The sequence below is a fragment of the Stenotrophomonas sp. P2112 genome (assembly GCF_041897515.1).
Classification (GTDB): Bacteria; Pseudomonadota; Gammaproteobacteria; order Xanthomonadales; family Xanthomonadaceae; genus Stenotrophomonas; species Stenotrophomonas sepilia.
In genome coordinates, this window is sequence record NZ_CP169216.1 from 3,076,013 (window position 1) to 3,089,081 (window position 13,069).

Sequence of the window (13,069 nt, forward strand, 5' to 3'; positions counted from 1 at the left end):
GACCCCCGCGCGCAGCCCGTCCACACTTGCCGCATGGTCAAGAAGTCCCCCGAAAACGCCTCCCCGGTCGCCCAGTTCGAGCAGTCGCTCGAATCGCTGGAACAGCTGGTGGAGCAGATGGAAACCGGCGAGCTGAGCCTGGAAGCCTCGCTCAGTGCTTACGAACGCGGCGTCGGTCTGTACCGCCAGTGCCAGCAGGCGCTGGAACAGGCCGAACTGCGCGTGCGCCTGCTCAGCGATCCGGCGCAGCCGGAAGCATCCGAACCTTTCGATCCGCCCAGCCATGACGGCTGAGGTTCTGTTCGCGCGCTGGCGCGACCGTATCGAAAGCCAGCTCGACGCTGCCCTGCCCTCGCCTGCCGAAGCACCGCAGCGCCTGCACCAGGCCATGCGCTATTCGGTGCTGGGCGGTGGCAAGCGCATGCGCCCGCTGCTGGTGTATGCCAGCGGGCACCTGTTCGGCGCGCAGCCTGAAAGCCTTGACGCAGCGGCGATGGCCGTCGAGCTCATCCACGCCTATTCGCTGGTGCACGACGACCTGCCGGCCATGGACGATGACGCGCTGCGCCGCGGCAAGCCGACCACCCACATCGCCTTCGACGAAGCCACCGCGATCCTGGCCGGCGACGCCCTGCAGACCCGTGCCTTCGGCCTGCTGGCCGATGCGCCACTGCCCGCCACGCTGCGCGTGGCCTGCCTGCAGACCCTGGCCCACGCCTCCGGTGCCTCCGGCATGTGCGGCGGCCAGGCGCTGGACATCGATGCCACCGGCCAGCAGCAGACGCTGGCGGCACTGACCCGCATGCACGCGCTGAAAACCGGCGCGCTGATCCGTGCAGCGGTGCGCATGGGCGCGCTGTGCGGCCAGGCCCACGAACCACAGCTGGCCCAGCTGGACGGCTTCGCCGACGCGCTCGGCCTGGCCTTCCAGGTCCGCGATGACATCCTCGATGTCGAAGCCAGTTCCGAACAGCTGGGCAAGACCGCCGGCAAGGACCAGGCGCAGGACAAGAGCACCTTCCCCGCGCTGCTCGGCATGGACGGTGCGAAGGCGCAGCTGCGCGAACTGGCCGCACGCATGCAGGCTACGTTGGCCGGCCATGGCGAAGAGGCCGACGCGCTGCGCGCGCTGGCCACGCTGGCGGTGGAACGCGATCACTGATCGCTGGCGTGATGCTGCCGCCAAACAGGAACGCCCGGCAATGCCGGGCGTTCCTGTTTGCGCGTGCGGCCGGAATTACTTGATCAGGCGCAGCGCGAACGGGTAGCGGTAGGCTTCGCCGTTGTTGGCCTTCACGGCGGCGATGATGCAGAACACCAGGTTCAGGATGCCGACGATCGGCGCCAGGATGCCGCCGATGATCACGATGGTCAGCACGATGCAGATCAGCATCGCGATGGTGATGGTGATCTGGAAGTTCAGCGCTTCCTTGGCCTGGTCTGTCACGAAGGACTTGCTGGCGTCATCCTTGTTGATCAGCCAGATGATCAGCGGGCCGATGAACCAGGTGAAGATGCCCAGCAGGTGCGCGGCCAGCGCCATGGTGCGCTGGTCGGCCGGGGCATTGGTGGTTGCCGGCGGCGGCGGGACGTTATCGAATTCACTCACGACAAAACTCCTTTTCATTGGGTGGTCTTGACCCACCAGCACCAAGCTGGTTGCGTCAGGCGGGCATAGCTTACGCCATCGACGCCATCAATCATTACCGGCAATGGTCATCCGCCCCAGCAGGATCGAGCCGGTCCGGATGTGCGAGCGCGGGTCGACGTCGCTGCCGACCGCCTCGATGCTGCTGAACATCTCGCGCAGGTTGCCGGCGATGGTGACGCCGTCCACCGGGTACTGGATCTCGCCGTTCTCGACACGGAAGCCGCCGGCGCCGCGCGAATAGTCGCCGGTCACCCCGTTCACACCCTGCCCCATCAGCTCGGTCACCAGCAGGCCGTCACCCATCTGTCGGGCGATCTCTTCGAGCGAGCCGGCATTGGCCGCCAGCTGCAGGTTGTGCACACCGCCAGCATTGGCGGTGGTCTGCAGGCCCAGCTTGCGCGCCGAATAGCTGCCCAGCACATAGCGCTGCAGCACGCCGTCACGGACCAGCGCCGAAGCACGGGTGGCCACGCCGTCGCCGTCGAAGGCGGCCGAGCGCAGGCCGCGGCGCAGGTGCGGCAGTTCGTCAATCTGCATCCACTCCGGGAACAGGCGCTGGCCGACGCTGTCCAGCAGGAAACTGGCCTGGCGGTACAACGCGCCGCCGGACACTGCCGACAGCAGGTGGCCGACCAGGCTGCGCGCCACTTCCGGGGCGAACAGCACCGGCATGCTGCCAGTGGCCAACGAACGCGGCTGCAGGCGGGCCACGGTGCGCTCGGCGGCGCGGCGGCCGACCAGACCCACGTCTTCCAGGTCCCCCTGTGCCAGCGCGCTGGTATACCAGCCATCGCGCTGCATGCCGTCGCCCTGCCCGGCGATCAGCGCGCAGCCGACCGAATGGTGGGTGCCTCGCTCACGACCGAAGAAGCCATGCGAATTGGCGTACACCGACAGGCTCTGCATGCTCGATACGGAAGCGCCATCGGAATTGCGGATCTGCGCATCGGCCTCGCGGCCAGCGGCCTCGCAGGCCAGGGCCAGGTCCACCGCCTCATCGGCCTGCAGCGCCCACGGGTGCCAGCCATCCAGGTCCGGGAAGTCGGTGGCCATCAGCGCGGCCTCGGCCAGGCCGGCGGCCGGGTCATCCTCGGTATGCCGGGCAATCGCGCAGGCCTGCTCGACCGTAGCGGCCAGGCTGGCCTCGTTCAGGTCGCCAGTGCTGGCACTGCCCTTGCGCTGCCCGAAATAGACGGTCACGGCGATGCCACGGTCACGGGTGGACTGCACAGTCTCGACCTCGCCGAGGCGGACATTGACCTCCAGGCCCCGATCCTCGCTGCAGCTGACCTCGGCCTGGCTGGCGCCCAGCGCGCGGGCGCGGTCGAGCAGCTGCTGGGAGAGGTCGGCCAGCCGTTCCAGCCGGGCCAGGCTGTCGTCGCCGACGGCCACTTCAGGGGCGATCACGTTCAATGCTTTATCCTGTACGGGTTGGGCCCGGCATCACGCCGGGCGACTTTTTTTGAAATCAGGTAGGGACGATGCGCGGACGCGACGAAGAAACCGGTGAATTCCACGACAAGAGCCGCAGCCAGAACCGGCGCGATGCACTCGACGTGCTGGCCCTGGGTGAGAAGCTGGTGTCGCTGACCCCGGCCCAGCTGGCGCGCCTGCCGATTCCGGAAGACCTGCTGCCGCACATTGCCGAGTGCAAGCGCATCACCGCCCACATCGCCCACAAGCGCCAACTGGCGTTCCTGGCCAAGCACATGCGCCGCGAAGAAGAGGCCACGCTGGATGCGATCCGCGATGCGCTGGACGCCAACAGCGAAACCGGCCGCCGCGAAGTGGCGATGATGCACCGCGTGGAAGACTGGCGCGACCGCCTGCTGGCCGAGGGTGACAAGGCACTGGCCGCTCTGCTCGATGACTATCCGCAGGCCGACCGCCAGCAGCTGCGCACGCTGGTACGCAACGCGCAGGCCGAGAAGGCCAGGAACAAGCCGCCGCGCGCTTACCGCGAGATCTTCCAGGTGCTGCGCGGCCTGATGCTGCCGGCCGCGCTGGGCCTGAAGGCCGGCGCCGAAGACACCGACCACATCGGGACCGGCGAAGCCGACGAGGACTGAGTCCGCGTCGGCCCGGGCGGTTGCTGTGGCCATCGCCACGCTCAGGCCTGGGTACCGCCGACGGTGATGCCCTCGATCAACAGCGAGGGCTGGCCGACCCCCACGGGCACGCTCTGCCCGTCCTTGCCGCAGATGCCCACGCCCTCGTCCAGGGCCAGGTCATTGCCGACCATGCGCACCTTCTGCATGGTTTCCGGGCCGTTGCCGATCAGGGTCGCGCCCTTCACCGGCGTGGTGATGCGGCCGTCCTCGATCAGGTAGGCCTCGGTGGCCGAGAACACGTACTTGCCACTGGTGATGTCGACCTGGCCACCGCCGAAGTTGACCGCGTACAGGCCCTTCTTCACCGAACGGATCATCTCCTGCGGATCGTGCTCGCCGGCGCGCATGTAGGTGTTGGTCATGCGTGGCATGGTCAGGTGCGCGAACGATTCGCGGCGCCCGTTGCCGGTCGGGGCCATGCCCATCAGCCGCGCATTGAGGCTGTCCTGCATGTAGCCGACCAGGATGCCGTCCTCGATCAGCGTGGTGCACTGGCTGGGGTGGCCTTCATCGTCGATGTTCAACGAACCGCGGCGGCCGTCGAGGGTGCCGTCGTCGACGATGGTCACCCCCGGTGCCGCCACACGCTCGCCGATGCGGCCGGCGTAGACGCTGGTGCCCTTGCGGTTGAAGTCGCCTTCCAGGCCGTGGCCGACCGCTTCGTGCAGCAGCACGCCCGGCCAACCCGGGCCGAGCACCACCGGCATCATGCCGGCCGGCGCCGGCACTGCTTCCAGGTTCACCAGCGCCTGGCGCAGCGCTTCCTGGGCGAGGGCTTCGGGGCGGCCGCTGGCAAACAGGTCTTCGTAGCCATAACGGCCACCGCCACCGGCATAGCCGGACTCGCGACGGCCGTTGTGCTCGACGATCACCTGCACATTCAGGCGTACCAGCGGACGCACATCGGCCGCCAGCACACCGTCGCTGCGGGCGATCAGCACCGTATCGACGCCGCCGGACAGGCTCACCATCACCTGCCTCACGCGCGGGTCGGCGGCACGCAGGTAACCATCCAGGCGCTTGAGCACCTCGACCTTGGCTTCGTTGCCGATACCATCGATCGGGTCCAGCGCCGGGTACAGTGCGCGCGCATTGCCGCGCAGCAGCGATCGCCCGGACTGCGCACCGCCCTCACGCGAGATCGCGCGCGCCGACTGCGCCGCCGCCAGCAGCGCGTCGGCATGGATGTCATCGGAGTACGCAAATCCGGTCTTCTCGCCGGAAATCGCACGTACGCCCACCCCCTGCTCGATGGAATGGGCACCGTCCTTGACGATGCCGTCTTCCACGCTCCAGCTCTCGCGGCGGGCGTGCTGGAAATAAAGGTCGCCGAAGTCGACACCGGGGCCGAGCAACTGGCCGAAGGTGCGCTCAAGGCCAGCGGTATCCAGGCCGCCGGGGCGAAGCAGGCGGTCTTGGGCAAGCGTCAGGGCGATATCAGTCATGGTTTCGATCTGGGGGTGCGGGGGCGCTCAGGCAAGCCCCGTGAACAGGGAACCGCGCTCAGCGCGAGCGCGGCAGGTCGGTGACGGTCGGCGGAATGGCCGGTGCAGACGCCGGCACGGGCGGTGATGGGGTCTTGTCGCGGCTGCGCTCGATCACTTCCACCTTCGGTTCCTTCCATGGACCGGTCACCTTGTAGGTTCGGGCGCCAATCTCGCCCAGCGGCTTGGACAATACCGCATTGGTGGCCGCGCCCAGCGCGGCCCCCACCGGGCCGCCGGCCACCGCACCGACCACGGTCAGCAGGTTGCCCGCGCGCGGGTTGACGTCGATGGTCTGGTCGAACCGCTGGTTGCGCAGGTCGGCCTGGCCACGGATAGTGATGTTGGCCGCCGGGCCTTCGATCAGCACCTTGTCGGTGCGCGCCATGCCCTGGCCGAACTGCATGCTGCCGTCGATCTGGTTGAACGCGAAGCCCTTGGAGAAAAAGTCGCGGAAGTCGAACATCAGGCGCCGCGGCAGCTGCGCGACGCTGAGCAGGCCCAGCACGCGGCCGGCGCCTGGCTCCAGCTCCAGCAGCTGGCCATTGCGCGCGTGCAGGTCGAGACTGCCCTGCAGGTTGCCCAGCTGGAAGTCCGACGGGCCTCCGCTCCACGAGGCCTGCAACTGCGCCTGGCCGGAACCGCCGCGCAACTGGCCGCCGTAATCAAGATTCTGCATCAACCCACCCAGATCCTCGCTGCGCACCTGTGCGGTCAACTCGGTTCGGGCACCACCGGTCCGGCCCAGCCAGCGACCGCTGATGTCGATCTCCTGGTCCGGCGCACGGAAACGCAGCGCATCCACGTTCAGGCCATTGGCCAACGGTCGCGTGCGCAGCACCGCCTGGCCCAGCACCACCTTGCCGAACTTCAGGTCGGCAATGTCCAGCGCGAACGGCGGCAGCTTGGCCGGGTCCATGTCGTTGGCACCGGCCTGTACCCGCGCCGGTGCAACCGGCGCGCCCGGTGCCGCCGGCAGTGACTGCCAGTGCACGCGGTCAAGCTGGCCACTGATCGTGCCACCGTCCGCATTGGGGACAGTCAGGCGTCCGGCCAGCGACGGGCCGTCCAGCCGCACATCCAGTGCCTGTGAGCCCGGGTGCAGCTGCAGCCGGGTCTGCTCGAACACGCCGCCGATCAGCTTCAACTGGCCGACCTGGACGTCCACCGCTCGCAGCGGCATCGCATCGTCGTCACCGCCGCCCCGCGCCAGGCCGATCCACTCCAGCGCATCCAGGGTCGCGCTGCGGCCATTGACCGTCAGCCCGCTCGGCGGCGGCTCACGATCAACATGATCACTGCCCAACGTGACCTGCACGCCGGTCTGGTTGTTGTGGCTGCGTGCGGCCAGGGCCAGGCGCTGGCCGAAGGCCACATCGATGCGGCCGGCGCCCATCGGCAACTGCGTGGCCACCGTGGTCGCCAGCGCTTCGGCGGCCGGCTTGTCCAGCGGTGCCGGCAGGTCCAGCCGGGTGCCCACCAGGTCCGAACTCAACCGCAGTTCACTCGGCGGCGCAGGCGCGCCCGGGGCCACCTTGGGCAGGTTGACCGCGATGGTCCACGCAGAAGTGCCGGTGATGTAGGGCTTGAGCCAGGTCATTTCCGGTGCGCGGTCGATCAGCACGCCGGCATCAAGGCGGGCCGTCAGCTGCGACTCGAAGGCGCGCGTGCTGTCGTGCACGTAGCCGCCGGCACGCAGGCTCAGCCGTCCTTCCTGGCCGAGGTGGCGCACCGCCAGGTCCTCGGCACCGAAACCGCCATTGCTGTAGCGCGCCTGCCCGTGCATGTTGTCAAAGGTCAGCTGGAAGCGCTTGTCGACCAGCTTCACGCCGGCCAGATCGACCGTGCCCTGCAGGTGGCCCTCGCCCTCGTCCTGATGCAGCGGCTGCAGCAGATCGAAGGTCACATGGGCCGGACCACTGGCGGCCAGGTTGTCCAGCGTATCGCCGTAATCCTTGTGCAACGGGCTCTGGCGCAGCATCGCCAGCAGCTTGCCGGCCTCGCTCGGCGCGTCGGCACGTACGTACAACGGCTGGTGCCCGAAGTCCGGAATGCCCGCTTCGAATTTCTGTACCGCCACGCCGGCAAGATCACCCCGTCCACGCATGTCGAAGCCAGGGCCGATGAAGGCGATGTCGGCGTCGACCTGGCTCATCAGCGGCCAGTCGTGCTGGAAGCGGATGTCGCCATTGGTGATGTGGCCGGTGGCCTCGAAGCGGCCATCATTGTTGTCGAACGGCCAGTCGTCCAGGTCACCGGTGACCAGGCCGACACCACCACGCACCTGGCCGCCAGCCAGCGCCATGTCCAGCCAGTCGGTGGCGCCCTTGCTCATCTTGGAGTGGATCCAGAAGCGCTTGGCCGCCGTCATCGGCACGTCGTCCAGCTTGGCGGCCAGCTGCAGCCACGGCCGCGTACCGTCGCCCTGGAACCAGACGCCGCCGCGCACGTCGGCCGCGTAGTCGGTGCCTTCCACGCGCATCGCCGGCGTTCCGATCCGCCAACCGCCGCCCTCGTCGCGCCACCCCACGACCTGTCCGGCCAGATGCAGGTCATGCCGCACGCCAAAGCCGGTCGGCCAATCGAACTGCAGCTGCCGTTGCGGCTGCAGCTGCAGGCTGAAGCCATCGGCGTCGCCTTCAAAGCGCCCGCCCAGGCCGCGCAGGCCGGGCGAGTTGCCCACGCTGGCGAAACCCAGCGACTGCAGTTCACCCTGCGCCCACAGGGGGCCATCGTGTTCGCCCGACAGCTGCAACGCGCGCACGTCCAGCTGCGGCCTGGACAGGAACAGCCAGCGACGCAGGCCCGGCTCAAGGCGATCACTCAGAGCCAGCGCACGCAGTGCGATGCCGGCCTGCACCGCACCGGCGTTCACCCGCAGCTGCTTGCCGATCTGCAGCTGCAGGCCATCGAGCTGCTGTTCGCCATCTTCGGTCTTCAGGCGCAGGCGCGGCACCTGCAACGCCCAGCCATCGGCCTGGCGCTGCCAGCGCAGGCGGGCCTGCAGCCGCTGCAGCTGCAGCTGCGGCGCTGCCACGCCGGGCAGCGGTGCACCGTCGACGCGCACGTCCCGCAGGTCCGAATCGGTGGTCAGCGCGACCGGCGCGAAATCACGCAGGGTCAGCCACAGGTTCAGCTCGCCCTTGCCCTCGCGGAGGCGCACGCCGCCGGCCGCCAGCAAGGGCGACCAGGCATGGAAATCGACCGGGTCGGCGCCGAGCCAGGCCTGGCCGTTGCCACGCGCACGGTCCACGTCCAGTACCGCGGTCAGCGGCAGCGCTTGTGCATCGGCCCAGGCGCGTACACCCACGCGCAGGCGATCACCATTGACCCGCATGCGCAGGTCGATGCGCGGCAGCGTGGTGTCGATGCCGATCCCCGGCGCGTGCACGCCCAGGCGGCCGCCGATCACCTGCAGCTCGCCGAGCCGGCGCAACGCATCCAGCGGATCCCCCCCGTTGTCGGATTGCGGCAACCCGCGCACCGACCAGCGTCCGTCTTCGCCCTGCTGCAGGTCCAGGGCCAGGCCACGCAGGCGCAGTTCGGTCAGCGAGCGCCCGGGCAGCAGCCCGCTGTACATCGATACCAGCACCTCGGCCTCGCCGATCGCCAGGCCCTGCCCGGCACCGATGCGCAGGCCCTTCAGCTGCAGCAGCGGGCCACGACGGGTCCAGGTCGTCTGCAGCTGGTCAAAACGCACCGGCTGGCCAGCCCGCTCGCTCAGCCAGGCGGCGATCCTGTCGGGATGACGCTCGGCCAGCGGCAGCAGTTGGCTGAAGGTGCCCACCAGCAGTGCAAGCCCGACCAGGCCCACCGCACAGGCGGCAATGAAATGACGGCGGATCCTTCGCAGTCGCAGGCGCGGCGGCGCGCTCATCGGCCACCGCCGGCCTGCAGCCGGCGAGGATCAGAGCAGAACGACATCGAATTGCTCCTGCAGGTACTGCTCGTCCGCCTGGAAGCGGATGCTCTTGCCGAGGAACTCTTCCAGCTCGGCCACCGCCGAGGATTCCTCATCGGTGATGCGCGCGACCACCTTGGTCGATGCGATCACCAGCAGGCGCGCGGCATCGAACTGGCGCACGGCACGGGTGATCTCGCGGAAGATCTCGTAGGTCACCGTCTCGGTGGTCTTGATGCTGCCGCGGCCGCTGCACTGCGGGCAGGTTTCCGACAGCTGGCGCTCCAGGCTTTCGACCGTGCGCTTGCGGGTCATCTCCACCAGGCCCAGCGGCGAGAAGTCGTACACCGTGGTCTTGGCATGGTCGCGGGCCAGCGCCTTTTCCAGCGTGCGCAGCACCTGACGGCGATGCTCTGCATCATCCATATCGATGAAGTCGATAATGATGATGCCGCCCAGGTTGCGCAGCCGCAGCTGACGCGCCACTGCCTGCGCCGCTTCCAGGTTGGTGCGGAACACCGTCTCTTCCAGGTTGCGCTGGCCGAGGAACGAGCCGGTATTGACGTCGATGGTGGTCATCGCCTCGGTCTGGTCGATCACCAGGTAGCCACCGGATTTGAGCGGCACCTGCTTGTCCAGCGCGCGGCCGATCTCGTCTTCCACGCCGAACATGTCGAAGATCGGGCGGTCGCCGGAATACAGCTCCAGCTTTTCGGCCAGCACCGGCATGTACTTGGCGACGAAGGCCTGCAGCTGGCCGAAGGTCTCCTTCGAGTCCACCTTCACCTTGTCCACGTCCTTGCGGATCAGGTCGCGCACGGACCGCAGCGGCAGGCTCAGGTCTTCATAGATGATGCTGCACGACGGCGCCTCGCGGCCGCGGCGCTCGACCACGTTCCACACGCGCGACAGGTAGGCGATGTCCTCGGCGATGGCCTCGGCCGGCTGCCCTTCGGCGTTGGTCCGCACGATGTAACCGTAGCCACCATGCTGTGCCGACAGTTCGGTCACCAGCGCCTTCAGGCGGGCGCGCTCGGTTTCGTCCTCGATACGCGCCGACACGCCCACTACCTTGGACTGCGGCAGCAGCACCATGTAGCGCGAGGGAATGCTGATCTGCGTGGTCAGGCGGGCGCCCTTGGTGCCGATCGGGTCCTTCACCACCTGCACCACGATGTCCTGGCCGTCACGCAGCAGCTCGACGATCGGCACGCTGGCCGGCGGCGGCAGGGTGGTGTTCTCGGTGTCGGCGCTGGCCACCGGTGCCGGGCGCACCACGTCGTTGGCGTGCAGGAACGCGGCGCGCTCCAGGCCGACTTCGACGAAGGCGGCCTGCATGCCGGGCATGACCCGCTGCACCTTGCCCTTGTAGATGTTGCCGACCACGCCACGGCGCCAACCGCGCTCGATGTGCAGTTCCTGCAGCATGCCGTTTTCGATCACCGCGACCCGGGTCTCGCGCGGGGTCACATTGACCAGGATTTCCTCAGACATCGGCAGCCTCCCTGGCGGCATCGGCAGTGGGGACCGGCACGCCACAGCGCGCCAGCAGACGATCGGTATGCAGCAGCGGCAGCCCCATCACGCCGGAGTAGCTGCCGGAAAGATGTTCGATCCAGCGTTCGGCCCCGCCCTGGATGGCGTAGGCACCGGCCTTGTCCAGCGGCTCGCCGGTGGCGACATAGGCGGCGATGTCGGCGGCGTCGATCGGGGCGAAGGTCACCTCGGAAATGACCAGCTCGCTGTCCAGGCCGCCCGCACCGACCACCACCACGGCGGTCATCACCTGGTGGGTGCGCCCGGCCAGCCGCGCCAGCATCGCCCGCGCGTCAGCGGCATCGACCGGCTTGCCGAAGACCTCGCCGTCCAGGACCACCTCGGTATCCGAACCAAGCACCCGCGCCTGCGGGTCGTCGGCCAGCACCCGGGCCAGCCCGGCGCGCGCCTTGTCGGCGGCGACCCGGCATACATACTGTTCGGCGCTTTCAGTGGCCGCGCGCTGCTCGACGACCTCCAGGTCAAGGGCCTGGAAGGGGCGTCCGAGTCGGGCCAGCAGCTGGTTGCGTCGGGGGGAGCGGGAAGCAAGATAGAGCATCGGCACAGCATAACCTGACGCCGCCACCTGAATCGTCGGCAACCCGTTACGGAACGCGTACAACCCCGAACAGGCTCACAGCGCGTTCATCGCTACGACACCACCCTCACCGGCACAACAAGGAGATCCCATGCGCCTGACCGCCACCCCGCTGCTGCTTGCCCTGTCCCTCGCCCTTGGAACCTCGATGACTGCTCATGCCGCTCCGTCGTCGCCGTCGATCGCCGCCGCGGCCGAAGGCACCCTGCTGAACATCTCGGCCAACGCCGAGGCCACCCGCGTGCCGGACGTCGCCACCCTGTCGGCCGGTGTGGTCACCCAGGCTGCCGACGGCAACAGCGCCATGCGCCAGAACGCCCAGCAGATGGACAAGGTGCTGGCCGCGATCAAGGCCGCCGGCATCGCCGAGCGCGACGTGCAGACCAGCGGCGTCAGCCTCAACCCGCAGTACCGCTATGCCGACAATGAGGCACCGAAGATCACCGGCTACCAGGCCAGCAACACGGTCAGCCTGAAGGTCCGCGACATCGCCAAGCTCGGCAAGGTGCTCGACGCGCTGGCCGCGCAGGGGGCCAACCAGATCAACGGTCCGCAGTTTGAGATCGACCAGCCCGAACCGGTCTATGACGAAGCCCGCCTGGCCGCCCTGAAGAAGGCCCAGGCCCGCGCCCAGACCTATGCCAGATCGCTGGGCCTGCAGGTGCGCCGCATCGTCAGCATCTCTGAAAACAGCAACGGCGGTTTCCGCCCGATGCCGATGATGCGCACCATCGCCGCCGGCGCGGCGATGGACAAGGCTACCCCGGTCGCACCGGGTGAATCGACCGTCTCGGTCAACCTGGACGTGGTGTTCGAACTGGGCCGCTGATCGCGCCCGGCACGGCCGACGCAGGCGGGTCCCGCAGGGGCCCGCCTTTTTCGTGTATTCCGGCGGCGTTGGCTGAAGGCCAGCCCAACGCGCATGCCCCTGCCTCTAGGCAGTGGCCGCCATGCCGCGCTACTGATGGACTGCCAGCCGCGTGCGGCAACCCCGCCACGGACCCTGGTGTGTTGAGGACTTCGTCACTGGCATGGAGGTGGATCATGGTTCGTACCTATCCCGTTGCATCCCCGCACTTCGACCCCGCCCGCGTAGCCGCCTGGAGTGCAGCGATCGCCCTGCACCTGCTGGCCTTCCTGTTGCTGCTCATCCCTGCGACCTACCAGGCCGTGCAGGCCCCGCGTGAAAAGACGCCGGTCCGGCTGATCGAGAAGATCCCGCCACCGCCGACGCCGCCGGCTCCAGTCCCGCCAAAAGAGATCGTCCAGGTGGTACCGAAGCCCCGGACGCAGCCGGTGGTACCGCCACTGCCCGCACCCACCGCGACCGTGGAAGAGACCCAGGGCATCGCATTGCCGGCCGCCGAACCGGCTCCGCCGCAGCTGGCGCCCAGCATCGACACTTCCACCCCGTTGGCCGGCGCCCAGCTGCAGTACCGCAGTGCTCCGCCGCCGACCTATCCGATCCAGTCCCTGCGCAACCACGAACAGGGCACGGTGCTGTTGCGGGTGGAAGTGGACACCCGTGGCCAGCCGGTCGCGGTCAGCGTCGAGCGCAGCAGCGGCTCGCGCAACCTGGACCAGGCCGCCCGCCAGCAGGTGCTCAAGCACTGGCGCTTCGAGCCTGCCCAGCGTGACGGCGTGGCGGTTCCGGCCATCGGCATGGTGCCGGTGCAGTTCTCGCTGCCGGACTGAGCGTCCCACCGGCCCGGCCCCGCGCCGGGCCGGCCCCTGCCAATGCCCGACAAATGCGGACATGCCCGAGCCAAGCGTTACTGATTAAGCAAA

General features: G+C 68.6%; 11 protein-coding genes. 5 read left to right on the forward strand and 6 right to left on the reverse strand.

The window, feature by feature from the left end:
* Window positions 1–33: 33 nt before the first annotated feature.
* A complete protein-coding gene (locus ACEPA4_RS14340) occupies window positions 34–294 on the forward strand; it encodes an exodeoxyribonuclease VII small subunit (RefSeq protein WP_049412480.1) in 261 nt (86 codons plus the stop codon).
* Window positions 284–1,162: a polyprenyl synthetase family protein gene (locus ACEPA4_RS14345; protein ID WP_053498934.1), complete on the forward strand. Its 879-nt coding sequence runs from the start codon at window positions 284–286 to the stop codon at window positions 1,160–1,162. The genes ACEPA4_RS14340 and ACEPA4_RS14345 overlap by 11 nt, the downstream gene beginning before the upstream one ends.
* Window positions 1,163–1,237: 75 nt before the next feature.
* Here ACEPA4_RS14345 and ACEPA4_RS14350 read toward each other — a convergent pair whose 3' ends face one another.
* The gene (locus ACEPA4_RS14350) at window positions 1,238–1,609 is read right to left on the reverse strand and encodes a DUF4870 domain-containing protein (protein ID WP_065179227.1); all 372 of its coding nucleotides are present in this window, start codon (window positions 1,607–1,609) and stop codon (window positions 1,238–1,240) included.
* Window positions 1,610–1,696: 87 nt separating this feature from the next.
* Window positions 1,697–3,064 (reverse strand): metalloprotease PmbA, encoded by a 1,368-nt coding sequence (pmbA, locus tag ACEPA4_RS14355; protein WP_070488917.1) that lies wholly within the window; start codon window positions 3,062–3,064, stop codon window positions 1,697–1,699.
* A 68-nt stretch (window positions 3,065–3,132) separates the two neighbouring features.
* Here pmbA and yjgA point away from each other — a divergent pair, with 68 nt between their 5' ends.
* On the forward strand, window positions 3,133–3,720 hold the full coding sequence (gene yjgA / locus ACEPA4_RS14360; protein ID WP_005418075.1) for a ribosome biogenesis factor YjgA: 588 nt from the start codon (window positions 3,133–3,135) through the stop codon (window positions 3,718–3,720).
* 41 nt (window positions 3,721–3,761) lie between these two features.
* Here yjgA and tldD read toward each other — a convergent pair whose 3' ends face one another.
* From tldD to ACEPA4_RS14380, 4 genes are read right to left on the reverse strand one after another with little or no spacing between them, the layout of a single operon-like run.
* Window positions 3,762–5,207 (reverse strand): metalloprotease TldD, encoded by a 1,446-nt coding sequence (gene tldD / locus ACEPA4_RS14365; protein WP_005418077.1) that lies wholly within the window; start codon window positions 5,205–5,207, stop codon window positions 3,762–3,764.
* A 58-nt stretch (window positions 5,208–5,265) separates the two neighbouring features.
* Window positions 5,266–9,123: a YhdP family protein gene (locus ACEPA4_RS14370; protein WP_262090235.1), complete on the reverse strand. Its 3,858-nt coding sequence runs from the start codon at window positions 9,121–9,123 to the stop codon at window positions 5,266–5,268.
* 30 nt (window positions 9,124–9,153) lie between these two features.
* The gene (gene rng / locus ACEPA4_RS14375) at window positions 9,154–10,641 is read right to left on the reverse strand and encodes a ribonuclease G (protein ID WP_005418079.1); all 1,488 of its coding nucleotides are present in this window, start codon (window positions 10,639–10,641) and stop codon (window positions 9,154–9,156) included.
* Window positions 10,634–11,242, reverse strand: a complete 609-nt coding sequence (locus ACEPA4_RS14380; protein ID WP_065179231.1) for a Maf family nucleotide pyrophosphatase — start codon at window positions 11,240–11,242, stop codon at window positions 10,634–10,636. Before ACEPA4_RS14380 ends, rng begins: the two co-directional genes overlap by 8 nt.
* A gap of 130 nt (window positions 11,243–11,372) precedes the next feature.
* Between ACEPA4_RS14380 and ACEPA4_RS14385 the strand changes: the two genes are divergently transcribed.
* Both ACEPA4_RS14385 and ACEPA4_RS14390 read left to right on the forward strand, forming a co-directional pair.
* Entirely contained in the window at window positions 11,373–12,110 is a 738-nt protein-coding gene (locus ACEPA4_RS14385; protein WP_374082872.1) for an SIMPL domain-containing protein, read from the forward strand.
* Window positions 12,111–12,325: 215 nt separating this feature from the next.
* A complete protein-coding gene (locus ACEPA4_RS14390) occupies window positions 12,326–12,976 on the forward strand; it encodes an energy transducer TonB (RefSeq protein WP_005418094.1) in 651 nt (216 codons plus the stop codon).
* Window positions 12,977–13,069: the final 93 nt, after the last annotated feature.